At 42.5% G+C, this 22817-nt stretch carries 22 protein-coding genes, 1 tRNA gene and 1 pseudogene; 5 read left to right on the plus strand and 19 right to left on the minus strand.

Annotated features, from left to right (window positions below; genetic code table 11):
* Positions 1-36: 36 nt before the first annotated feature.
* From IGI71_RS11095 to IGI71_RS11105, 3 genes are read right to left on the minus strand one after another with little or no spacing between them, the layout of a single operon-like run.
* Positions 37-1230, minus strand: coding sequence for a pyridoxal phosphate-dependent aminotransferase (locus tag IGI71_RS11095; RefSeq protein WP_086295567.1), 1194 nt, complete (start codon positions 1228-1230; stop codon positions 37-39).
* A gap of 50 nt (positions 1231-1280) precedes the next feature.
* Positions 1281-1781 (minus strand): DUF5590 domain-containing protein, encoded by a 501-nt coding sequence (locus IGI71_RS11100; protein ID WP_010749344.1) that lies wholly within the window; start codon positions 1779-1781, stop codon positions 1281-1283.
* Positions 1782-1829: 48 nt separating this feature from the next.
* Positions 1830-4586 carry a helicase C-terminal domain-containing protein gene (locus IGI71_RS11105; RefSeq protein ID WP_231434834.1) on the minus strand — a complete coding sequence of 919 codons (2757 nt, stop codon included), beginning with the start codon at positions 4584-4586 and terminating at the stop codon, positions 1830-1832.
* Between the two features lie 212 nt (positions 4587-4798).
* On the opposite strand from IGI71_RS11105, the gene IGI71_RS11110 reads away from it, so the two are divergent.
* Positions 4799-5569, plus strand: a complete 771-nt coding sequence (locus IGI71_RS11110; protein WP_015510036.1) for an SDR family oxidoreductase — start codon at positions 4799-4801, stop codon at positions 5567-5569.
* A gap of 99 nt (positions 5570-5668) precedes the next feature.
* On the opposite strand, the gene IGI71_RS11115 is transcribed toward IGI71_RS11110, so the two are convergent.
* From IGI71_RS11115 to IGI71_RS11135, 5 genes and pseudogenes are all read right to left on the minus strand, one after another.
* Positions 5669-6301 carry an HD domain-containing protein gene (locus IGI71_RS11115; RefSeq protein WP_010749341.1) on the minus strand — a complete coding sequence of 211 codons (633 nt, stop codon included), beginning with the start codon at positions 6299-6301 and terminating at the stop codon, positions 5669-5671.
* 111 nt (positions 6302-6412) lie between these two features.
* A complete protein-coding gene (locus IGI71_RS11120) occupies positions 6413-6613 on the minus strand; it encodes a cold-shock protein (RefSeq protein ID WP_003126918.1) in 201 nt (66 codons plus the stop codon).
* A gap of 278 nt (positions 6614-6891) precedes the next feature.
* Positions 6892-8016 carry a hypothetical protein gene (locus IGI71_RS11125; protein ID WP_005229492.1) on the minus strand — a complete coding sequence of 375 codons (1125 nt, stop codon included), beginning with the start codon at positions 8014-8016 and terminating at the stop codon, positions 6892-6894.
* A 107-nt stretch (positions 8017-8123) separates the two neighbouring features.
* Positions 8124-8819, minus strand: coding sequence for a ThuA domain-containing protein (locus IGI71_RS11130; protein ID WP_231434835.1), 696 nt, complete (start codon positions 8817-8819; stop codon positions 8124-8126).
* A gap of 96 nt (positions 8820-8915) precedes the next feature.
* Positions 8916-9848 (minus strand): annotated as a pseudogene (locus IGI71_RS11135) (haloacid dehalogenase-like hydrolase).
* Positions 9849-9917: 69 nt separating this feature from the next.
* On the opposite strand from IGI71_RS11135, the gene IGI71_RS11140 reads away from it, so the two are divergent.
* A tRNA-Arg gene (locus tag IGI71_RS11140) sits at positions 9918-9989 on the plus strand.
* A 76-nt stretch (positions 9990-10065) separates the two neighbouring features.
* Here the strand turns inward: IGI71_RS11140 and IGI71_RS11145 are convergent.
* The 11 genes from IGI71_RS11145 to sfsA form a co-directional block, all read right to left on the minus strand.
* On the minus strand, positions 10066-11247 hold the full coding sequence (locus IGI71_RS11145; RefSeq protein ID WP_231435397.1) for a GNAT family N-acetyltransferase: 1182 nt from the start codon (positions 11245-11247) through the stop codon (positions 10066-10068).
* A 60-nt stretch (positions 11248-11307) separates the two neighbouring features.
* The gene (locus IGI71_RS11150; protein WP_005229481.1) at positions 11308-11721 is read right to left on the minus strand and encodes a DUF3284 domain-containing protein; all 414 of its coding nucleotides are present in this window, start codon (positions 11719-11721) and stop codon (positions 11308-11310) included.
* Entirely contained in the window at positions 11708-11902 is a 195-nt protein-coding gene (locus IGI71_RS11155; protein ID WP_005236946.1) for a hypothetical protein, read from the minus strand. Before IGI71_RS11155 ends, IGI71_RS11150 begins: the two co-directional genes overlap by 14 nt.
* Positions 11903-11914: 12 nt before the next feature.
* Positions 11915-12136 carry a hypothetical protein gene (locus tag IGI71_RS11160; protein WP_005231914.1) on the minus strand — a complete coding sequence of 74 codons (222 nt, stop codon included), beginning with the start codon at positions 12134-12136 and terminating at the stop codon, positions 11915-11917.
* 68 nt (positions 12137-12204) lie between these two features.
* On the minus strand, positions 12205-13602 hold the full coding sequence (locus IGI71_RS11165; RefSeq protein WP_081116262.1) for a PTS sugar transporter subunit IIC: 1398 nt from the start codon (positions 13600-13602) through the stop codon (positions 12205-12207).
* An 81-nt stretch (positions 13603-13683) separates the two neighbouring features.
* Positions 13684-14001, minus strand: coding sequence for a PTS lactose/cellobiose transporter subunit IIA (locus IGI71_RS11170; protein ID WP_005229473.1), 318 nt, complete (start codon positions 13999-14001; stop codon positions 13684-13686).
* A gap of 37 nt (positions 14002-14038) precedes the next feature.
* The gene (locus IGI71_RS11175) at positions 14039-14356 is read right to left on the minus strand and encodes a PTS sugar transporter subunit IIB (RefSeq protein WP_005229471.1); all 318 of its coding nucleotides are present in this window, start codon (positions 14354-14356) and stop codon (positions 14039-14041) included.
* A gap of 134 nt (positions 14357-14490) precedes the next feature.
* Positions 14491-17205: a sigma 54-interacting transcriptional regulator gene (locus IGI71_RS11180; RefSeq protein ID WP_005229469.1), complete on the minus strand. Its 2715-nt coding sequence runs from the start codon at positions 17203-17205 to the stop codon at positions 14491-14493.
* A gap of 66 nt (positions 17206-17271) precedes the next feature.
* The gene (locus IGI71_RS11185) at positions 17272-18546 is read right to left on the minus strand and encodes a DEAD/DEAH box helicase (RefSeq protein ID WP_430615726.1); all 1275 of its coding nucleotides are present in this window, start codon (positions 18544-18546) and stop codon (positions 17272-17274) included.
* A gap of 14 nt (positions 18547-18560) precedes the next feature.
* Positions 18561-19562, minus strand: coding sequence for a Gfo/Idh/MocA family protein (locus IGI71_RS11190; RefSeq protein ID WP_081116266.1), 1002 nt, complete (start codon positions 19560-19562; stop codon positions 18561-18563).
* Between the two features lie 18 nt (positions 19563-19580).
* Entirely contained in the window at positions 19581-20306 is a 726-nt protein-coding gene (gene sfsA / locus IGI71_RS11195) for a DNA/RNA nuclease SfsA (RefSeq protein ID WP_060792906.1), read from the minus strand.
* 183 nt (positions 20307-20489) lie between these two features.
* Here sfsA and IGI71_RS11200 point away from each other — a divergent pair, with 183 nt between their 5' ends.
* The 3 genes from IGI71_RS11200 to IGI71_RS11210 all read left to right on the plus strand — a co-directional run bounded on the left by IGI71_RS11200 (position 20490) and on the right by IGI71_RS11210 (position 22793).
* On the plus strand, positions 20490-20834 hold the full coding sequence (locus IGI71_RS11200; RefSeq protein WP_016610747.1) for a DUF4828 domain-containing protein: 345 nt from the start codon (positions 20490-20492) through the stop codon (positions 20832-20834).
* A gap of 214 nt (positions 20835-21048) precedes the next feature.
* Positions 21049-21213, plus strand: coding sequence for a hypothetical protein (locus IGI71_RS11205; RefSeq protein ID WP_005229460.1), 165 nt, complete (start codon positions 21049-21051; stop codon positions 21211-21213).
* Between the two features lie 245 nt (positions 21214-21458).
* Positions 21459-22793: a serine hydrolase gene (locus IGI71_RS11210; protein ID WP_016610746.1), complete on the plus strand. Its 1335-nt coding sequence runs from the start codon at positions 21459-21461 to the stop codon at positions 22791-22793.
* Positions 22794-22817: the final 24 nt, after the last annotated feature.

Here is a 22817-nt window from a genome sequence, read left to right on the forward strand (position 1 = left end):
TCTCCTATCTAATTAATAAAGGCACCATAGAGCATTTTAAGCTTTTTGGCGTTTCTTTTCAACAAAATCATGGATTCGTTTGGTAGCTTCCGCTAACGTGTCCCAATCAGTTGCATAGCTGATGCGTAAATAATCTGGTGTACCAAAACCAGCACCAGTCACTACTGCTACGTGGGCTTCCATCAGCAAGGCCTCCACGAAGGCATCAATGGTTTGATAGCCGCACATCGTCATGGCTTCTTTGACATTTGGAAACAAGTAAAACGCGCCTTGGGGTTTCGTCACCTGAAAACCAGGAATAGCGGCAATTAGCGGATATAGTTTGTTCAAGCGCTCTTCGAAGGCCTGACGCATCACTTCGATCGATTCTTGATTCCCAGTCAGTGCCTCAACTGCTGCGTATTGGCTAGCAGCCGGCGGGTTGCTAGTAGCTTGGGAAGCGATATCGATCATCGCTTTGATGATTTTTGCATCGCCGACAGCAAATCCGATCCGCCACCCAGTCATAGAATAGGTTTTAGAAACGCCATTGATCACGATGGTTTGTTTGCGTATCTCTTCTGATAAGCTTGCGATCGATGTAAAGGTATTGCCGTTATAAACCAAACGACCATAGATATCATCGGCAATGATCCAAATATTATTTTCCACTGCCCAGTTGCCGATTGCCGTTAACTCTTCTTTTGAGTAAATCGCCCCTGTAGGGTTGGCAGGCGAGTTTAAAATGATGGCTTTCGTTTTCTCTGTACGAGCAGCTTCTAATTGAGCCACAGAAACTTTAAAATCGGCTTCTTGCTTGGCTTCAACAAACACAGGTGTCCCTTGCGCTAAACGGACTTGTTCCGCATAGCTGACCCAATAAGGCACTGGAATGAGTACTTCATCCTCTTCATCAAGGAGCGCTTGAAACAGCGTATAAAGGGCAAATTTTGCGCCATCTGTCACGATCACTTGGTTTGAATCATAGTCAGCACCATAAAACTCTTTCATATAAGCAAGAATCGCCTGTTTTAATTCAGGAATCCCCGCAGTTGCTGTGTAAAAACTGGCCTTGCCGCTCTCAATCGCTGCGATCGCTGCTTGGCGAATGTTTTTCGGGGTAATAAAGTCGGGTTCACCGACAGTTAGACTTAATACGTCTACACCTTGGTCCGCTAACGCTTTTGCCTTAGCAGATGCCGCTAACGTTGCGGAGGGTTCCAATTTTTCTGCTCTTTTTGAAAGTACCATGTTTATCATCCTTTCTACGATCCAAAATTCATTCTATCATAAGCGTCTTCCTATAGTTCAGTGATCGCTTTGATTTCTTCGCCATCTTTGAAACCAATCAAATAATAGTTCAAACGACCATCGCCATCTTTCGTCATGACTTCCCAAGTTGGCTCGCCTTCAAAAATACCCAATGCGGCCTTTTGGATTTCCTGACCTTGATGATTGTCGCGAACAAATGCCTTAGCTTGTGCTTCCGTCAGCCCATCCGCTTGATTAAAAACAGAAACCTTCTCACCGCTTTTTGGGATGATCACAACGATCTCATTGTTATTCGTATCCTTTCCAACAATGCTAAAGGAGGTTTCCTCACGGGTAAACCAATAAAATTGTTCGACCTCTGCTAAATCGGTGTATCTTTCTGCTATTTCGATTGCTTCGTTTCTTGCTTGTCGCATTGGACGAGAAGAACGGAGATAGAAAATAGAAGCGAAGAGAATAACGACCAGTAAGACTGTGATCGCACTCAGCAAAATAACCACACGCCGATGTTCTTTGTCTTTTGTTTTCACACTTCGTACTCCAATCTTAAATAAAATCCATTATATCAGATGTTCAACTCATTTTTCAAAATCGGCTGCTGCTTTTTCCTCTTGCGCAAAAAAATGTTGGATGTCTTCGGCGATCTCGGTTGGACTTGCTTCAATCAGAGGTAAGTTTTTGGGTAAGCCTTTGACCATTCGTTTGCCATACTTTGTCGATAGCAAGCGTCGATCAAGGACGACCATCACGCCGGTATCCTCCTCGGAACGGATCAAGCGCCCCAACGCTTGGCGCAGCCGTAAAATCGCTTTAGGTAAGGCATCTTCTTTAAAAGAATCAATGCCTTCTGCTTCCAAAAAGGCGTGCCGTGCTTGGACCATGGGTTGTTTAGGGTTCTCAAAAGGCAATCGGGTCACCACAGCGATCTTCAGTGCCTGTCCTGGTAAATCGACCCCTTCCCAAAAACTGCTAGTCCCTAATAAGATACCATTTTCCGCTAATAAAAATTTCTTTAAGATTTTCTCACGGGTTCCGCCAGTCCCTTGAGCAACGATTTCTCTGCCATAATGCAGGGCTTTTTTATTCAATCGATCATAGACATTTTTCAAAGTTTCGTGCGCCGTAAACAACACAAGCGCTGGTTGCGGATTGTCAAACAAAATCGGGACTAACGCTTCGACTAAATAATCCGCGTATTCGGCAGCTGATGCTTGTTGGATCGAGAGACCTTTTTTGATTACATACAGTCGCGTTTGTTTGCTGTAATCATAAAAGGCAGGAATCGTTTTGACTGGCACATCCGTCAAGCCGATCTGATGGGCAAAATATTCTTTGTTGCCTGGGATCTTCAATGTCCCCCCTAGATAAATGATGTGCTGATAGCGTTGGTACCATGTGCTCTCCACGATCGATTGTCCTTCTAGATCAGCTAACTCAATCACAGCATTTCCTGACTGGGGATGCTTTTTCAGCCAATGAACGTAACGAGGATGCCACCAAGTCAACCACGCGGTCACTGTTTGTTCCTGTGCGTCCATTTGACTAAAGAAATCAAATAAACGGGCAATCACGATCCGTTGTCTTGCATACCACCGATCATTGGTCAACTCGAATCGCTGACGCAGCTGCTGTTGAATCTCATTGATTTCCTGATAATAGAGGCTCAATTTTTGATGTAGCTTGTCCTGCTCTAATGACCCATCATAGAGGTCATTATGCTGAACGACTTTTAATTCTGGGGCATCGATCGATAAGGTGCGAAAATACTGTTCTTGTGTTTCGACCAAAACCGACAATGCATTTCGATACAACGAGAACATCCGTTGCAAAAAATCGTCCTCGGTAATGATCTGGGCAATTTCTTCAAATAGTCCTTCTTCATTCAGCTGTAAAAACTGCCGCTTGAAATGAGCAGAGTCAAAGACATGTTGACTAAAGCCTTCTGCTTGCTGCGGCAACTGTTGGGCTTCATCGATCAACAAATAATCACTCGTTGGCAACAGTGGCTGCGCCCGTCGGTTTTCCTGCATTAAAAAGGCATGATTGACGATCAAAACATTGCTTTGCGCCATCCGCCGATATAAATGTCGAACAAAATCTTGTTCATAGAAGGGTTGATCTTTGGCTAAAAAGTCGACCCCGCGATGGCGAATGTCGGTAAATAAAGGATGATCAAGACGAACTAAATTCAATTCATCAAAGTCACCTGTTTCTGTTTTGGTCAGCCAGACTAAGATCCCCATCTGATATTGGGCGTATTGCTTTTGTTCTACCGGTTGATCCAGCGTCGCTTTAAAGCGCTGCAAATCAATGTAATGACGATGGCTTTTGACCAAGACCGCTTGCAAAGGCTGCTGCAGTACTTGGTTCACCAATGGAATGTCTTTGCTAATGATCTGATTTTGTAAAAGAATCGATGAGGTGCTAACGATCAATGGATTTTCTGGCGTCGCTAAATAAGCGGCTGGAAACAAGTAACCGATGGTTTTTCCCATCCCCGTTTCTGCTTCAATAATCAAATTTTTCTCTGGTTGGGTGTAATGCGTATACACCGCATTCATCAAACGTGCTTGTTGTTTCCGATAGATCAAGTGCTCGCCAAAGCGCTGTTCTTTTTCCGTTTTTACTTTCGGATACGTTTCTTGAAAATGCGTGGCTTCAAAAAGCGAAACAGTTTTTTTTCGCAGGACGACGCCGTCGATCACTTCGAAATCTTCCGCCAACTCTGGTCCTTTTTCTTTCAAAATTCCGTGAATATACTCACTCGTTTGCATCCCCATCTGACCGCTTAAAAGCGCAATCTGTTTAAGAGTCGTCCGTGGTAGCTGTCGCATGATTGCTTCAATGTATAAAAATAATGCTGCGGTCACTTCTGCATCACTATCGGCTTGATGCGGGTTGTCATGACGAAAGCCGATGCTGTCTGCCAGATCACCTAAGCGAAAGCTGCTTTCTGTCGGCAAAAACACTTGCGCCAATTCCACCGTATCGATCCCTGGAATCGATAAAGGCGGCAGACCGCAACGAACAAATTCATTGCTTAAAAAATGATAGTCAAAATAAATGTTATGCGCCACAAAAATCGTATTGCTGAGTAAGTTGTAGATCGTGTCAGCTATGTCTTCGAAATAAGGCGCTTTGCTTACTTGCTGGTTTGTGATGTGTGTCAATCGTTGAATTTGCTTAGAAATTCTGCGGTCAGGGTTGATATCTGCGGCAAAACGATTAATGATCTTGCCATCTTGGACTAAGACGCAGCCAAATTGAATAATTCGATCAATCGTCGAATCGGTTCCTGTTGTTTCAAGATCCACCACAGCGTATATGGGTTTCATTGTATTCCTCCTTGCACACTGTCTGCATTATACTACAAAATCAATGGCGATTACATCTGTTTTCCCATCGGATACGAGGGTTCGCAGGAAGAAGAACCTTACTATCTAGTATCCGTATTTATCAGCCAAAGGAATTTGTCACTCGTCGCTGATCGCTTTTTTCGACAAAAAAAGAGATCTTTTTTATAATTTACTATAAGGAGGCGAAAAAAATGAATGATTTCAAAAACAAACGAGTGATTGTAACGGGGGCTGCTTCAGGGATTGGAAAAGCGGTGGCAGAACAATTTCTAGCCCAGGGTGCTCTTGTTGGGTTGATTGATCGCAACGAAGAGGAGCTGCAGGAGTTTCTTGCTGACTATGACGCACAAACCCACTATCGTGCCGTTGACGTCACTGAAGCAGAGAAGCTGCAAGAAGCGATGAGTGGTCTTGTGGAAGAACTAGGTGGTCTCGATGTACTTCACGTCAATGCCGGCATCAACGGTACTTGGACACCGATCGAAGAATTGACGGTGGCGGAATGGGACCAGACAATCAACACAAATTTACGCAGTACCTTTATTACCGTCAAAGCTGCGATCCCATTTATGAAAGCAAACGGCGGCAGCATTGTCATCACGAGTTCAGTCAATGGAAACCGCATCTTCAGCAATTTTGGTGCAACTGCTTACAGTACATCTAAGGCAGGTCAAGTCGCCTTTACAAAAATGGCTGCGCTGGAACTTTCTGGTTATAATATTCGGGTCAATGCCATCTGCCCTGGGGCGATCGCAACGAATATCGATGCCAGCACAGAAATTGAAGAAGAGGTTGCTCGCGTTGAGATCCCCGTCAAATATCCAGAACGTTCTCGACCATTAAAACAAGAAACAGGCGTGCCAGAACAAGTCGCCAACCTTGTGCTTTTTCTATCTTCAGAGGCTGCGGGCAATATTTCTGGAACGGAAGTCTATATTGATGGAGCGGAATCTTTGCTTTAATACAACAAAAAAACGAAAAATCAAACCTGCTCCCCTCACTTGTTTCAAGTAAAACCTGTGAGATGGATCATTTCTTGATTTTTCGTTTTTTCTTTTTGTTTATTTTTCCACCAAAGCTGCGATTTCTTCTAGAAAAGCAGTCTTGCCATAAAAATCTGCATTCAATAACTCGGGAAAAATGGCTTCAAAGAAATAGGTCACACATGGACGATGCTGAAACGCTTTGACCGTCAAAACCGCTTCACGAAACATTTCTTTGAACACTTTGTCGGGGTTGCTTTTTGAGATCTCTTCAAAAGACTCATACAAAAGATCGATCTTATCCGCAATTGCCAACAGCTGTCCTTCAAGGCTGTTGTCTTTGCCATCCGCCAAGCGTCTGCGATACGTCGCTTGAAAGCTTTGGGGGATTTCTTCTTCGATGAAGGCATCGGTCATTTTTTCTTCAACGGTTGATAACATCGCCCGCAATTCTTTGTTTGCATATTTGACTGGCGTTTTGATGTCGCCAATGAAACGTTCCGTGTAATCATGGTTCAAGGCTTTTTCATAAAGAATTTGCCAATCGACTTGATTTCCCGCTTGTTCTTCGATATCGGCTAAGGTCTGGGCAATCATGGTTACTCGAAACGAATGAGCGGCCACGCTGTGCTCGGTAAACTTAAAAAATCCAGGTGCTCGTTGGATTTTTTCTAAATTAGCCAATCCAAGAATAAATTCATTCAATCCCATCAGTTTGCCTCCTTTTTTTCTAAGAGTATAACAACTACTTTCTCCGCAAGCAAATATCACGCGCACAAAAAAAAAAGAGCAGCTAAGCTGCTCTTAAAAGGCATTCACAAATTACGCTTTGTTAACGTTAGTCGCTTGAGGGCCACGTTGTCCGTCTTCGATATCGAAAGTCACTGCTTGACCTTCTTCTAAAGTTTTGAAGCCTTCGCCTTGGATAGCTGAGAAATGAACGAATACATCGTTACCGTTTTCTGCAGTGATGAATCCAAAACCTTTGTCTGAGTTAAACCATTTAACTGTACCTGTTTCCATAATAAAAATCCTCCTTGTGTTTATACACATATTTTGCAATTACTTGTATAAGGTGAAAATGTGGAAGATGTTTAAGATGAAACAAGCTACCATAATTTACCGTAACAAAAACTACACTTTGTATTATAGCACATTATCTTCTTTATGACTAATAGAAAATCAAAAAAAATGAAAACGCCTTTATTTTTTTATGATTCGCAAAAAGACTGCTGCACTAAAGATCTGCAACAGTCTTTTCTTTTTTGGAAACGATTTATTTACGAAGGACGCAACTGCGTTTAGTAGCGCAAAATCGCAGTCAAACTTTTTTCTCCTGGGGCATCTTTTTGTTCCAAAATAGATACCTCGCCGCCATTTTCTAAAACATCGATTGCCAGCGTATTTAACACTTGGCGACGATCGTATTCCGTGTCAGGATCTTCTCCAAACCCATCGGCGAGATTGGAAGTCGCTACAAACAGATTGGCGATCCTGCCTTCTTTAGCTGCAGGTACGATATCAACCAATTGGTCAATAAATTTCCGATCCAACAGCTTGCCGTATTCCCCAACTTCTTTTTGTGTCAACTCCGCAATCAGCTTTTGCGTACACGTTTGGATCTCTTTCAAAGATAACGATGCTGGTGAAGAGGAAATGCTTGGTTCTGCTTTGAAAAAGTTCGTTTTTGCCACTTTTTTAAACAGCGTTTGATTTTCTGGTAAAGCAAAAAGATACATTGGTAAATGCTCTTCGTTTGAAAAATCATTCTTAAAAAATGCATCAACTGCTTGGTAGTAGTTGACGTGATCGATCTCGACTTCTTCATCTTTGGCACTAAAGCCGTGATAAGCGACGCCTTCTCCTCCTGAGTTAGGGCCACCTTGGGCACTGTAATTAAAGTTGCCGCCGCCAGTGATTTCTTCCCCCAGCGCTTTTTCGATCGTTGTCGGTGCCTCTTCTGGCAACTCGACTTCACGCACTTGATTGTTTTCAACTTGATAGACTTGCATTGAATCGCGATTCAACGCTAAGAGATAAAATGGGTAATTAAATTGTGCGTTTTTGATGACAGCTAATACATACGGGGTTTCCCCTACGTAATATTGATCATCCACACGAATACTTAACCGATGAACTAGTACATCTTCTGGTGTGATAATCACCGCCACACTCGTTGTACTGTTACGCCAAAATGATTGATCTGCAAGCAGTTCATCAATTTTTGTTTGAAAAAGATCCCAAGAATGTTCTGGGTATTTCTTTTCAAAGCGGCGCTTCGCATCTTTGGCAAAGTTCTTAAATTTGATTTGATCCTTTTCGACATTCTGGTGGCCGACATGCGTATTGAGCATGATCGTGACAAATGGTCCTTTGATTCCGTCAGATATTACCTGCGATAAAAAACTTTTTCCAAATTTTCCCATTCCACATTACCTCCTGCTTAATCAAATACAAATAAAGTGTACCATGCTTATTTTCTTCCATAAAGTAAAACGATTGCACGCGTTTATTTCTTCATTCGTTTTTCTGATTACTCACTATACTGGCTATTTTTCAGCGGATCAGCCAAGGTATTTCTGGTGGCCCATAGAAAGCCTCGTTTAGTCCAAGTCTGAATGGTGGGCTCTTCTAGCTCTTTTAGACTGTGTCCAATGGATTGAAAAAAGACTCTGCCCTTGCCCCATTTTTTGATCCACATCATTGGCAGTATGACTTCTTGGTTAGCTGCATTCGGATGATCTTTAGCGGCAAATATTGAGGTAGCTAACACAGTGACGGCTGGATCAACCAGACAATAGTATTGCTCCGTCGTCAACTGAGGGATCGATTGCGTATTTGCCGTAATATAGTGATCTGTCGTAAGATCGATGCTATAGGTCGTTTCCAATCCACCAGGATGTGCCAAAAAACAGCCGCCAGTCAGAAACAACCAGCCTTTACTGGCTTGAAAAGCCGAGGCAAAGCCGCCATGAACGCCTGCTAATCCTAACCCTTCTGCTACAGCCTGAGTGACATTTTGTAGCGGCTCATCAGGCAATTCTCCTCGCGTCCAATTCATGATCAACAGATCCAGCCTTTTTAATTCTTCTTTATGATAGAGAGGTTCAAAATCTGAGGCGAGTGTCACCTGATATCCTTCTGACTCCAGCAACGTTTGGTAAAACTGACTGGTTTCTTTTGGGGCGTGTCCTTCCCATCCTCCGTAAATGATCAATGCTTGTTTCATTTTGTGTTTCCTCTTTTCTTTCTAACTTAGCGAAAAAAATGCAAAAAGCGAAGCAGAACGATTCTCCGTTTTCCTTCGCTAGTAATTTTTTCTGATTTAACGGTTGATTGAACGTCCGACACGATTGATCGTATGGCGCATGCCTCTAATCGCAACCGATGTTTCAAAAATATTTTCGGTCGGTGCCATGCCGCCATAACCGGCATCACCGATATGCTGCAGGTCGACCCCACAAGTTTTGTTGATAATGGCTAATTGTCGCAACGTTTCCGGACGCGCACTCTCTTGACTCGTTCCGATCGCTGACATCGTCAATAAGTCATATTGTTTGGCAATTTGAACAGCTTCAATCAGATCCTTTTCTAGAAAGCCTTGAATCGAGCCAACGGAAGGCAGTAACAAAATATCTGCCCCAGCTTCAGCGTAAGAAATGATGGCTTCTCGATCAACCACAGGTTCATCTGAGCCGGCACTGTGCATTTTTCCAGCGATGATCAACCCAGAGAAATGTTCTTTTGCCAATTTTACTGCTTTAGCGATTTCTCGGTTGGTCACACCTGTTCCAGGATTGCCTGTAAAGCAGAGAAAGTCCACCCCGAGTTCTTGGGCTTTTTTGATGGTGTCAACCGAACTTGTTCGGCCTTGACTGATGCTGATCTTTTCACTCATCATCTCCGTCGTAGCTGGGATCGGCTCAAGATTGATGCCGACAGGTCATCCAATCAGTTGTTTTAGTTGAGGAATCGGGTTTTCAATCGTTTGTGTAGGATCAAGCAGCTGCTCCAATGTGATACCAGGCATCCCAAAAATAGCTGGACGATAACAATCAAAGCCATTCAACAAAATCAAGTCAGCCCCAAAAGCTGCCGCGACTTCTGCGTTGGTGATATCGCCAGCTTGCGGCATGGTTTGAACCACCGTTTCACAGACGATCACTCGTCCTTCGCTCGCTTTAATGGATTGCTTTAATTCTTGCGCCGACATTTCTTTGATTTCACTATAGTTTGCACTTATCAATCGTTTGACCATGTTTTTCTTCCTTTCTTTTCCTTCTCATCTTGCGAGAAACACGAATAACAGGTAAAATATAGCTATTGTGTTCCCTTAGTTAAATGGATATAACAAGTCCCTCCTAAGGATTAGTTGCTGGTTCGATTCCGGCAGGGAACGTTTTTTGAAGAAAAAGATTCCTTATTTTTAAGGAATCTTTTTCTGTTGGAAAGTAAATACCTCTGCCTCGATTTGCTTAGAAATAATCTTCCAGAATCGGCTTTCCGTCTGGTAAGTTTTCCTGAATCATCACTGCAGCTTCCTTCTCCGTTTCCATTTGCTGGAAAAAGACCAGAGAATCGAGGGATTGTGCCTGCATGAACAGCTGCACAAAACGCTGAATCGACAAGGTTGCTTTTGGCAGCTTGGTAGCCGTCGTTTTCGTGACCTGATGCTGAGCGGTTTCGATTGTCACTTCATAACAGCCATTATTCCATGGGGCATATTCATCCCCTTGAATTTCTATGGCAAAACCGCCGGCTTTTTTCAATGTGAATGGATAACTTTTTAGAAACCCTTCCACATCGATGACGCGCGCCATCATGTCCGGACGCACTTGGTAGTGAGCCAATGGTTTGGCCGCGTTTGCTTGTAGGACTTCCCCATCAAACCCTGGTCGATAGTTAATCTGTGCTACTGAATCTGCATGAGAGACGATAAACCGATTAAATCCTTGATACGCGTCAGCGGTCAAATAGCCCCACTCTTGAATATCAAAGCGTCCTCCTTCAACAAAGTAGATCAAATACCCTTCAGGAACGCCCGCTTCATTGCGATAAATCGCAAACGTATACGGTCTGCGCAAAACAAACTTGATTTCTTCCCACCAGGCTTGGCGAATCAGCCCACCTTTTTGATGGCGAGGCAATTGATGATAAATCTCGTGAATGATCGGCTGTGCTTCCTCCCAATTCATGCGTTGAATCCTTCCGTTCACTTTCTTGCCATCGGGCCATTGATGCGCATCAACTTCATAAACGGTGCGTTCAAAGGTATATTCATACCCATATCTGCGATAAAACGCAAAGGAGAAAGGTGCCAGATAGGACAGAACGATTTTTTGTTCATAGCAATCTTTAATGATTTGTTTCATGATCCGATCGATCCGACCTTGGCTGCGATACTCTGGATAAGAAGCCACAAAACCGATCCCTGCCATTGGATAGGTCGTTCCATGAAAATTCACATCAAAAATAGTTGCCATGATTTGGCTCGCTAGTTTTCCATCCTCGTCGTAGGAACCATAATTCCATGAATTCTCCGCAAGCTTGCGATAGCGATTGATATTTGTTTCATTCAACTCCCACTGAAAGGCATAAGAAACCAATTCCAATACTTCTTGCGAACCGAATTCGGTCATTTTTTTGACATCTGTCATTCCTTCATCTCCTCTACTTGAAAACACGCAAGAAACGCAAAAAAGGCGTCAGTCGACCCCTTAATATGCTTCTTCCATCATACTCAACATTTTTTTAAATTGCTTGCGTTTGAAATATCCTAGAATGGTGCCTAAGAGCATGTCATTCAATTGTTGGATCATTCCTTCAGAAGTCATTTTTTCTTCATAGTGCAAGGTGCAATGCGCGTCATCTATCGCTTCAATTTGATAGTGTACACGGAAGGTATTTTTTTTCGTCGCCGTTTGGAACGCATAGGCTTGGTTTTTCTTGACTGTTTCAATCGTTATGTTGGCATTGCTATCTTTATAAAATTGTTTTAGATAACTATAGCCTTCTAATTGGTCTTCTGTCAACGTTTGATCTGTCGCTTGTTTAATATCATGTAAAACGGAATCGATGATCGTTTTATATAAAAAGTCAGCGGGTACATTCATTTTTTTAGTGATTTCCATCTTGCGCCTCCTTGTCTTTCTTGTTGCGTTTGTGTCCAATTGAAGCCATGATTCCTCCAATAGCCATTAGAATGACTGACGTGATGAGATTCACCCAGTGGTATTCACCTGACTGCGCATTGGCGCTGTATATAAATAACATACTACCGATACTTATAAAAAACAATCCATTTTTAAACATGATATCACCTCACTATTGACTAACGACGTTGAAGTATAGTACTCGGCCCCAATCGGTATTTTTGATTGCGTCCTTGGCAAGCTTCACTGCTTTTTCTTTGTCATCTGCCGTTGTTTCAAAAATCAACTGAATCCCTTTTTTTTCTTTGAAGGTATACTTGATCTCATCTTCTGACAAAGACTCAAGTAATGCTTTGATGTTGTCTTGCTGCATTGCGGAATTTACGATAATCATTTTTTCTCCTCCTAAAAAAGATAGCTAGATGGGTGAAATCACCCATCTAGAACGTTTGCTTCGTTTGATTAGTTCTCTTGGTCTGCTGGATTGATTTTGTTGGCAGCAATAATAAATGGTGCCCAGATCAATAAAGCTACAGCCAAATTAATGATCGTCAAGATGATTGCACGCCAGTCCCCACCGGTAGCCAAGAAGCCACTTAGGATCGTTGGCATTACCCAGATCACATTTACCACAACTGGTGCAACTAAGCCTAATGTTGTTGCAAAGTAAGCAATTGTCGCTGTAACTAATGGTGCAACAATAAATGGAATGATAAACAATGGGTTCAACACGATCGGTAGACCAAACATTACTGGTTCATTGATGTTAAACAAACCAGGTCCAATCCCTAGTTTACCAACTGTTTTGTAGTCGGCACGTTTAGAAAATAGCAAGATTGCGATCAAGAGCATTAAAGTCACACCTGCTCCACCAGGCCAAACAAACGCTTCGAACGAACCTGCTACCCATTTATAAGGAACTGCTTCCCCTAATTGGTAAGCATTGGTATTTTCAACCATGGCCACACCGTAAATCGATTGTAAAACGGGTCCCATGATATTTGTACCATGTAAGCCAAAGAACCACAAAACATGGACAAGTAATACAATGATAAATACGGCAAAGTATCCTTGAGAAAGACCCAATAATGGTTTTTGGATCGATTCGGAGATCCAGTCAATAATTGGCATACCAACGAAACGTTCAAATAGGTAGTAAATCAAACCTGATGCATATAGCCCGGCGATCCCTGGGATAATTGCTGCGAAAGCACGAGAAACTGCTGGTGGCACTGAATCTGGCATTTTAATAATAATATTTTTTTGCATCAATTTTGCAAAGATAATAACTGAAACGAAACCAAAGATGATTGCGGTGAACAATCCTGAGCCGCCCATATAAGCACTAAATGGGAAATAGCCCCAGCCAGCAGCACTGATCGTTGAACCATCTGCTGCAAATCCTGATGTAGCACTTGTGCTGTTGATCAAGTCTACTACGTTGGTTGGTAGTGCTTCTTCTAATGCTAAAGAAAGAGAAGCTGATTGTGGAATACCCATAATAAATGCTGCTAAAGAAACCAACGCACCTGATAGTGCATCAACATTGTAAGCCTTTGCTAAATTATAGCCAAAAGATGCTGAGAAGATAACCGCCATGATTGCTAAGGTACCTGTCCAAACTAATCCGTTGACGGCGATCACTGGTGTGAAAAATTTGGTGATTGCATTGTCCGCACCTAGATAAGTGTTTGGAAAATCACGCATGAAGGCGTTCAATAATACTGCAATTGCCCCAGCCATCGTTGCTGGCATCATTCCGATAAAGGCATCCCGCAAAGCAACCAAATGCTTTTGCGCACCAATTTTAGCTGCAACTGGGAGAATGTGTCTCTCCATCCAACTTGTTAATCCATCCATTCTTAATTCCTCCTATAAGTTCTATTCGTCAAAGAAGATTTTTTGATTCATCGACAATAACTACTTCTATCCGTTCAAAGATTATTCGTTATTTAGACGTCGATAGACATCAATGATTTCTTTCGCTAAATCGGTAAATGCGATTGACGTCATTAGGTGATCTTGTGAATGCACTGTCAACAATGTCACGGTCATATGATTGCCTTGCGCTTCTTGTGTCAATAATCCTGTTTGCGAATGATGCGCTTCCACAAGAGATGCTTCAGCATCTTTGATTTTTTGGTCAGCTAATTCGAAGTCCCCTTCTTTTGCTGCCGCGATTGCTTCCATTGCGTCACTTTTTGCATTACCACCATACATGATCAATCCCATAATGGCTTCCAAATTTTGCTCATCCATCTTTAAAAATCCTCCTTACACTTCGATCCTAAAAATCTTAGTTCATTAATGTTTCTGCTTGTTGCAATACTTTTTCGCCGTTCATCATGCCATAGTCTGCCATATTGATCACGTCCAAAGGAATGCCTTTTGGTGCTAGCTTTTGTTCAAATTGTGATTTCATGAATCGTACTTGTGGTCCTAATAATAGAACATCGACTGGTTTCGACTCCAAATGTTGGTCGGCTTCTGAAGCTGAAACAGCAAAGATATCTGCTTCCATTCCTTTTGCTTCGGCTGCTTTTTGCATTTTCGTCACCAATAGACTGGTACTCATTCCTGCTGAACAAACAAGCATAATCGTTTTTTTTGCCATCGCGTATCTGCTCCTTTCTGTTGTAAGTTACACTTTACTATAAAGCAAAAAGCGTGCCAAAAAAAAATAAGTCCAGACCTTTATATATCAATGGTCTGAACCAATTTTTCTTTTGCACACTCACGGATTTTTCATTACACACTAATATTGTGTGCGGATTCATCATAACTTTTTATTTCATTTTCTAAGAACATTTGTGTTAAATAGGCGATCTCATCTTCAGAGATTTTGATTTGATAGTTTTTCTCTATCTGCAATAAATGAGTTCGTAACACATCTGTTTCGATACGATAGCGTTTTTGGAAGGCCGCCAAATTGGGGAAGGTACGAGAATGTTCCTTCTTCAATAAACTTTCCACTAGAAAGGCTAAATGAATCACTAAGCCCGCATCAACGGTAGGTTCCACAATCACATGCAATTGATTTTGAATTTGATGAACGATTCGTTGTAGACTTTCGATCAGATGATAGACGGACCCCACATGCGTTAAAGTATTTTCTAATGAACGTACGATTTTTTCAATCGGCACTTCATCTGAAACGATCCGCTTCAGTACATTCAACCGATTGTCATCAAAGACATCATAGGCGGAAAAGAACGGGATATTTTGATAATCGATCTCGACGGTGCCCGCAATGGCTTTGATCTCATATTCTTCTAGCAAGCCATCAATATGTTTCTTGAAGGTTTCTTTTTCAATAAATTGCATTTGAATGATCTCGACTTTTGATTGATCGACGACGGGATAAATTCGTTGATAAAGTTTGGCAGCGACACCTTCTCCAGTAAAGCAAGTGACGATGACTGCCTTTTTATTTCCCTTCGCTTCGCGAACTGTGCGGAACTGTTCTTGCACGATGGTTTCAAAAGAACGCTGAATGTTTTGATAAATGTCTTCTAAACTTCGGCCACTTTCCGCCATTCGCAAAGCCTCTAAGACGATCATCGTACTGACCATCGAGATGGCTTTCGTACGAATCCCGGTCTCTTCGGAAATCAAATTCGCAAATGAATTGAGGGAACCCATATCAGTTAAAAGCAATAAGCCGTTGCTCATCTTTTCCTTATTGTCAGTGACATAGTTCAATAGCTGCTCATACATTTGACCGACTTCCATATCTAAAGACATATTCATCGCTTTGCCGTGGTCAGTTTCAAGCAGCTCTTGTGCCGTTTCCAACATACTGCTGGCAGTCGCCTTGCCGTGCATCAAGACAATGATCTCAACTTTTTCAAGGGGCAGCTGCGAGGGTTGTTTGACTTGAATCGCTAAAAACATACTGATAAAGCCGATCTCATCGAAGGGGATCTCGACATGGCGTTCTTCTTCGATAATGGTCGATAGATCCATTGCCACCTGGAACTCGGATTTCAAGTTTTTTCTGACTGTATTCAAATCTGGGTGAACGATCATATGTCCTTCCTTGACACGTTCCAGTGTACTTTGCAGATGCAGTGCAAAGGCAAAGCGGGCTTTTTCACTATAGGTTCGAGACAATCTTTGCCCAGCTAGATCATAAAGAACATTTGTCAGTTTCCAAATGTCTTCTGGAATCAGTTCTTTATGAACGGGATTTTGGATCAATTCTTCGACATACTTTTCAAAGTACGCATCGACATCTTTAGAGATCAAATTTTCCAGATCGACATTGGCTACGCCCGTTTCAATCAGCGAGCTGACTTTTTCTTCGATTTCGTTATACACTTGCATATTCCGTTGTGGATCACGAGACCAGACGACATCTGGATCGCCAGGTTCAAAACTTAGAAAGTCGCCTTTGCCATCTAAAAACCGATCCAAGCGTTCCGACATTTCTTTGATCTTCAGCAAGCCTTTTTGAACTTGCAAGGAGCAGTCGCCTTTTCGTATCAGCAAGTGTTTTTTTCCATAGGTTCGATAATGCAAAAATGCTTTGGCACAGACGAGTTTAAGGTCGCGCTTGATTTGACCAATATTGCCTTCTGCATCATAGAGCATAAAGGCCAATATCGCATCTCGTTCGACATCGATTCGTTGGTTCAGACGGGTCGCCTCTTGCTTGATAAACAAGGAAATGATTTCATACCGTTCATCTAAGGAACGACTTTCCACATTTGGCAAAGTAATAGCCATGGGAATTCGCCGATTGAAGGTCGTTAAAAAGGTTTCTGATGATTCCGTGGTGGCACCGATGATCTGCACGGCGGCTTCATGAACTTGATTACTTTCCCCTAAAGGACGGTAGATCCCTTTATCAATGAAGGTGAAGAGCATTTCTTGGCCTTCTGGCGGCAGTCGATGGATCTCATCTAAGAACAGGATGCCGCCATCGGCTTTTGCTATCAACCCTGGACTATCTTCTGCCGCACCAGTGTAGGCGCCTTTTTTAATGCCAAAGATGTGACCAAACAACAATTGCGGATTTTGTGCATAATCCGCACAGTTAAAGGATACGAATGGGGCATCTTTTTCTAACATATTTGATTCAACCGCAAAATGGTACATACATTCGGCAAATAAGGATTTACCCGTGCCTGTCTCACCAAAAATAATGGTATGGAGTCCTCTAGGTGGATATAAGATCGCCGCTTTGGCTTGCTGGATACTTACTTTCAAGGAAGCTTGGACTCCAACCAGACTTTCAAAACTAACTTCAGAGGAAACATCCACATGGACCGTTTCTTCTAAAGGCTCATAAACAACCGGACGGCCGGAACGTTTGCCGATTTTCTTTTCTTTATAAAGCTCACTGAGATAACGGCTTGCATTGCTGCGATCGATTTGTAAGATTTTAGCGACATCAACTGCGGTCAACCCTTGCTTATGCAGTTCGATCGTTTGAAAAATCTCTTCTTTTCGCGAATTCATTCGATAGCCTCCTCATTTTTTTACACACTAATAATAAACAACGTTAATGGTAACACAAAAAGACGCTCAATGGCGTCTTTTTCCTTTGTCTTTTTGCTTTTTCGTCTTTTTCTTGCTCTTTTTAACAGGAGTGTGTAAATTTTCAGGCGTTTTCTTGGAAATTTTCTGCACACTTGTTGTTTTCGTTTCTTTCTTGCTTTCTTTTTCGACAACAGGTGCTTCTGTGTGTAACTGTCCCCCATGCAGATAGACTTCCTTGAGTTCTATGGACAACTGATTCGCGATTTTTTTCAAATCCTTCAACGAATGGTCTTGAACGATCGTAACGACAGTTCCTTCTTTGCCCATTCTTCCAACGCGTCCTGCGCGGTGTAAATAGGATTCTTTTTCTAAAGGGACTTCTGTATTGATCACGTAAGGCAGATCCACGACATCTAAGCCGCGAGAGGCGACATCGGTCGTCAATAGTTCCACTAGTTTTCCTTGACGAAAGCTCTCTAATGCACCTTTTCGTGCAAGTTTGTTTTGATCAGATGCCAGAGAGGCCACCGGCAAGCCATGAAACAATAGCTTTTCTTCCGCATTCCCCATAGTGCTTAATTCATTGAAGAAAACCAAAGCTTGAAAGTTTGGTAAATGAGCAAAGCGTCTTAAAGCATCCACGATTCGTCGTTGCGGATAGTTCAAATAGTAATGATGGATGACGCCTTTGCTCTGATCTTCTTGGGTAACATCAATGATCAGCGGCTCTTTTGACACGAATGGTCGAATCTCATCGATCACTTCGTTCGCGGTTGCTGAAAAGAAACTACGCTGGATTTGTTTTGGTAATGTTTGATTGATCTTGGCTGCCAGGGTGAAGGCACCCTCTTTCAATAATTGGTCAACCTCATCCAATACCAACGATTGCAGCTGCTGGGTCTTGATTTTTTTGGCTTTGATCAACTCTAACACACGGCCTGGGGTACCGATCAAGACCTCGGGTTTGTCTTTTAGTTTTTCCACTTGGCGTTTTGTACTTGCGCCGCCAATTAGCGGCAGAACGGTCAAACCAATGGCTTGGCCCCATTCCCGTGCTACTTCTGTGACTTGCATCGCTAATTCTTGTGAAGAAGTCAAGATCAACAGCTGATTGCCTTGCTTTTTTTCAACCTTCGTTAACAATGGCAAGAGATACGCCAACGTTTTACCTGAACCGGTCGGTGAGATTCCTATGACAGACGCGCCGTCTTTTAAAGGACCAAAGGTTTTTTCTTGGATCAAGGACGGTACGTGATACCCAGCCGCTTGCCATTTTTCCTGCCAGACGTCTGGCAATTGTGTCAATTCAAATACTGTCATAAATGTTCCATTCCTTATTTTTTATCTGCATCAAAAATGATGTCGGCCTGCTTACGCATCAAAGAGACGGTTTCATTGACACTGCGGGCAAGTTCCACCCATTCCTCATAGCGTTGTCCTTGTTTAGGATCATCTTTGTTTTCAATGATGTCTGCAAAGTCTTGCGCTTCTTCGATCATCGGATTGTCTAAAGCAGCGACTGCTAATGGATGCGTTTGTTTTGTTTGGCGTTCATAAAATGCTGCTTCTTCAATAGCATTGACGGCATTCAAATCTAATGTCCCGTCTTCAAAATAAATTTCTGATCGTAACTCTGAATCAGCGATTTTGCCTGTTTGGATCGTGACATCAAAATCAGCATAGCGTAGCACAGCAGTCCCGATACCATCTACACCGGTCGGTAATTTGCGCGCAAAATAATGAACGTCCTGCGGTTTACCAAACCAAGCGACCGCCGCATATACTGGATACACACCCAAGTCGGCTAAAGCTCCGCCAGAAAAATGTGGAGAAAAGATATTTGGTTCCTCCCCAGCTAGTACAGCGTCATAACGAGACGAGTATTTCATATAAGAAAAGTTCGCCCCAAGAATGGCACCGCGTGTCGGTAAGAATTCGGCTACGGTTGAAAAACTCGCTTCATGAATGTTGCGAGCTGCTTCAAAGAATAAAACCTGTTGTTGGTTTGCTAGGTCAATGATCTCCGCCATTTCCTCAGGCGTTGAAAAGGCTGGCTTTTCCACAATGACATTTTTTCCTGCCAAAATACCTTGCTTGGCTTGTTCAAAGTGCAAACTGTTCGGAGAAGCGATATAGACCGTATCCATATGAGCTAAGCCAAAAAAAGTGGCCAAATCGGTCGCATATTCGATGTCCCCGTATTTTTCCCCAAAGCGTTGCGCTGTGGCTAATTTCCTTGAGTATACGGCTACCAATTGATACCGTTTGGTTTCGTGGGCTGCTTGTACAAATTGATCGGTGATCCAATTTGTGCCGATAATCCCTAAATGAATCATGTGTTTTCCTTCTTTCTTCTATAGATTGGGGTCGTCAAATTCGACGTTCAAATCAAAAGGGATCGGTTCTTTGACCGCGATCATCCCTTGGTTTACCTGGCAATTATAAGCAAACACTTCGACACCTTTGCTTTGCGCTTCAGCGATCTTATCGGCCAGATCCGGCTGCATCTGTCGATGGATCGTGGCGCTTTGCACCACTTCAAATTGGATCATGAACAAAACCGCCGCATAATAGCCTGCTTCTTTGGCATGGATCAATTCATTGACGTGTTTCAAGCCGCGAATCGTTGGCGCATCTGGGAAAGCGCCGATTTGCTTGTTTTCAAGTGTCATCCCTTTAATTTCTATAAACCCTTTTTCTTGTTCGTCTGTTTCAAAATAAAGATCAAACTTAGACATCCCATAGACGACTTCACGCCGTAAGAGGGCAATTTTCCCTTTGATATTTGGCAACTGGATCGTGCCATCCAAAAGGCCTTCATAGCCTAATCGATTGGGTACTTGACTATCAATATTGATCCATTGGTCTTCTTTCTTGACTGAGATCAAATCGTAATTGGTTTTACGTTTCGGATTGTCCCAATATTGGAGGGTCACGAGTGCCCCTTTGTGCAATAGTTCTTTTCCTCGTCCCGTATTTTTCACATGGACGATCACTTCTTGCCCATCGACTAGACATCGGGCAATGAATCGGTTGTCGCGAACGAGAAACGTGGCTAAGAGGGTATTCGGATAATTCATTTTCTCACCTGCTCTTTTGAATCATAGCATATTTTGATAAAAACTTCTAAACTTCAAACTAAAGTACCATGCTTTTTTACCTTCTCATGGTATACTTATGGCAATTATTTTCTAGTGTGCAGAAGCGGGCATCTTGTTCACAAGGTGCAACTAGATGAATCGTAAGTGATAGGACGTGTATAAATGAAGAAAAGGTCTCTATTGATTGGTTTATCTCTAGCAACGGGCGTGGTCAGCTCCTTGCTGTTGCGAAAGGAAAAACAAAAAAATGAAAACCGCCAAAATTTCATTGGAAATTGGCGTTTTACTTCAAAGACAAAAGAAGATGTCATTTTAGAAATTGCCAATGATTATTCATTGACCATCGAAGGCAAACCGTTGCCTGTTTCCATTGTTGAACTGACTCCGATGCGATTAGTGTTACTGGACACATTTGGCTATCATTTAGTCCTGGAACAAAAAGGCTCCGTTATTACTTTATATGATGAAGCAGAAGATTGCCACTATTCTTTGACAAAAATCGCCTAAGGGACATGAGAAGATCGAGTTCATGTTTTCTTCACATTTTCTTCGGTCAATTCTCAGACTTTTTATCAGCATTTCCTGGCAATCCATGCTATCATTAACTTAACAAGTGGTTGAACAAGGTGTTCCGTTGAGTGATGTTTGATCGTTCATAGATTAAGGTGTAGGTTCGATTCCTACCTTCCACATTTATTTTAAACAGAAAGAAGGGATTTTTATGTTAACGACCTTTATTTCACTCTTTTCCATCTTTGCTTTAGCTGCGTTACTAGCTGGGACATTCTTTTTAGCAAAATTGGCCATGCAACAAGAAACGAGAGCAGTGAAAGTTCCCGTCAGAGCCCAAAACCAAAACCCGAGAATCCATTCCAATCGTCGCTAAGTGAAATCGTTTGACCCGATGTCAATTCAGAAAAACTTGTCTTCTTTATTAAATAGGAAGGCAAGTTTTTTTTGCTGTCTGTTGCCCTTAGGTCTTCTAGTTTGTAATGGTTTAACAACGCCCATTCCCCATTTTAGCGGTCTTCTCGCAATTAAATGCTAAGTTTTCTCTTAGAGTATTGCAACAGCGGATACTCTTTGTTAAAATTTTTGCTTAGATACAACTTAAAAGGAGCTACTACATATATGCAGAAAATAACCAAGTTCGGGTATTCCTTCGTTGCTGCTTTGGCAATCCTCTTTGCTGCTGTCGGCATCCCCCTCGTTTCATATGCTGATGATACAGCAATGAGCATCGAAGAGATCCAAGAGTTTTCGATTGACGCCAAAGCCGCCTACTCCATTGATTTTGACACAGGGAAAGTGTTGTATGATCAAGATGGCGAGACAGCCATGGGTATTGCCTCCATCACCAAGATCATCAGCCTCTACCTTGTCGCTGAGCAAGTAGAACAAGGAACGATCGCTTGGGATGATCCTGTGCCGATTTCCGATTATGCCGCAAATCTCAGCGTGTCCCCTAACTTATCAAATGTCCCTTTGCATCAAGACGTTACCTATACTGTAAAAGATCTGTATGATGCCAGTTATATCCAATCTGCAAATGCTGCAATCGTCGCGCTCGCGGAGCTGATTGCTGGGTCTGAAAGTGCCTTTGTGGATTTAATGCAAGAAAAAGTGCAATCATGGGGCATCACCGATGCAAAGATCGTCAATGCTTCTGGCTTAAACAATGCTTATCTTGGGGAAAATATTTACCCAGGATCAACTTCAACTGATGAAAACGAACTATCCGCAAAAGATGTGGCATTGATTGCCCGTCATTTGTTACAAGACTTTCCAGATGTTTTGGAAGTAACCAGCCTTTCAACAAAACAATTTGGTGAAGGTTCCTATTCGCCTGTCGAGATGGTCAATTGGAACTGGATGCTTCCAGGTTTTACGAATACGAAAGATGGTGTCGACGGTCTGAAGACTGGTACGACAGATATGGCAGGCGCCTGCTTTGTCGGAACCGCCGTTAAAGATGGCCAACGAATCATCACCGTGGTGCTAAACGTCAATGGTCATGCAGAAAATCCTAGTGTTCGTTTTATTGAAACAGGCCGTTTGATGGATTACTCGTTTGACGCTTGGGAACAAGTAGAGATTTTACCAGAAAATGCGCAACTAGAAGATACCCAGACGGTTGCAGTCAAAGATGGGAAAGAATTGAGTGTGCCCGTTGCCTTAAATCAAGGTTTGACCTTATGGGTGCGTGGGGATATGGATGCCACAGCCTTTGAAACAACCATTGACTTTAATGAGCATTATCGTGATTCTGCCCTGCAAGCGCCATTGACTGAGGGCACAGAAGTCGGTACCGTAAGTGCTTCGATTCCAGCTGATACGCTTGGTTATATTGATGATTCCGATCATGACGAGACTGCAGGATTGATCACAACACAAACGGTGGAAAAAGCCAACATCTTTGTTCGTGCTTGGCGCGGCGTATCCAACTTTTTCAGTAATCTTTTTTAACCTAAACGAAAAAATCTGTCCGAA

Source organism: Enterococcus sp. DIV1279b, from assembly GCF_050531515.1.
In the GTDB taxonomy this organism is placed as follows: domain Bacteria; phylum Bacillota; class Bacilli; order Lactobacillales; family Enterococcaceae; genus Enterococcus_D; species Enterococcus_D casseliflavus.

Excerpts from the sequence above, each read along its gene's own strand:
- IGI71_RS11115 (WP_010749341.1), bottom strand. The coding sequence starts at position 6,301 with ATGGGATTGAATGAATTTATTCTTGGATTGGCTAATTTAGAAAAAATC.
- IGI71_RS11175 (WP_005229471.1), bottom strand. The coding sequence starts at position 14,356 with ATGGCAAAAAAAACGATTATGCTTGTTTGTTCAGCAGGAATGAGTACC.
- IGI71_RS11120 (WP_003126918.1), bottom strand. The coding sequence starts at position 6,613 with ATGGAAACAGGTACAGTTAAATGGTTTAACTCAGACAAAGGTTTTGGA.
- IGI71_RS11105 (WP_231434834.1), bottom strand. The coding sequence starts at position 4,586 with ATGAAACCCATATACGCTGTGGTGGATCTTGAAACAACAGGAACCGAT.
- IGI71_RS11205 (WP_005229460.1), top strand. The coding sequence starts at position 21,049 with ATGTTAACGACCTTTATTTCACTCTTTTCCATCTTTGCTTTAGCTGCG.
- IGI71_RS11130 (WP_231434835.1), bottom strand. The coding sequence starts at position 8,819 with ATGAAACAAGCATTGATCATTTACGGAGGATGGGAAGGACACGCCCCA.
- sfsA (WP_060792906.1), bottom strand. The coding sequence starts at position 20,306 with ATGAATTATCCGAATACCCTCTTAGCCACGTTTCTCGTTCGCGACAAC.
- IGI71_RS11110 (WP_015510036.1), top strand. The coding sequence starts at position 4,799 with ATGAATGATTTCAAAAACAAACGAGTGATTGTAACGGGGGCTGCTTCA.
- IGI71_RS11155 (WP_005236946.1), bottom strand. The coding sequence starts at position 11,902 with ATGTTTAAAAATGGATTGTTTTTTATAAGTATCGGTAGTATGTTATTT.
- IGI71_RS11200 (WP_016610747.1), top strand. The coding sequence starts at position 20,490 with ATGAAGAAAAGGTCTCTATTGATTGGTTTATCTCTAGCAACGGGCGTG.
- IGI71_RS11145 (WP_231435397.1), bottom strand. The coding sequence starts at position 11,247 with ATGACAGATGTCAAAAAAATGACCGAATTCGGTTCGCAAGAAGTATTG.
- IGI71_RS11185 (WP_430615726.1), bottom strand. The coding sequence starts at position 18,546 with ATGACAGTATTTGAATTGACACAATTGCCAGACGTCTGGCAGGAAAAA.
- IGI71_RS11165 (WP_081116262.1), bottom strand. The coding sequence starts at position 13,602 with ATGGATGGATTAACAAGTTGGATGGAGAGACACATTCTCCCAGTTGCA.
- IGI71_RS11095 (WP_086295567.1), bottom strand. The coding sequence starts at position 1,230 with ATGGTACTTTCAAAAAGAGCAGAAAAATTGGAACCCTCCGCAACGTTA.
- IGI71_RS11210 (WP_016610746.1), top strand. The coding sequence starts at position 21,459 with ATGCAGAAAATAACCAAGTTCGGGTATTCCTTCGTTGCTGCTTTGGCA.
- IGI71_RS11125 (WP_005229492.1), bottom strand. The coding sequence starts at position 8,016 with ATGGGAAAATTTGGAAAAAGTTTTTTATCGCAGGTAATATCTGACGGA.
- IGI71_RS11160 (WP_005231914.1), bottom strand. The coding sequence starts at position 12,136 with ATGATTATCGTAAATTCCGCAATGCAGCAAGACAACATCAAAGCATTA.
- IGI71_RS11180 (WP_005229469.1), bottom strand. The coding sequence starts at position 17,205 with ATGAATTCGCGAAAAGAAGAGATTTTTCAAACGATCGAACTGCATAAG.
- IGI71_RS11150 (WP_005229481.1), bottom strand. The coding sequence starts at position 11,721 with ATGGAAATCACTAAAAAAATGAATGTACCCGCTGACTTTTTATATAAA.
- IGI71_RS11170 (WP_005229473.1), bottom strand. The coding sequence starts at position 14,001 with ATGGATGAGCAAAATTTGGAAGCCATTATGGGATTGATCATGTATGGT.
- IGI71_RS11190 (WP_081116266.1), bottom strand. The coding sequence starts at position 19,562 with ATGATTCATTTAGGGATTATCGGCACAAATTGGATCACCGATCAATTT.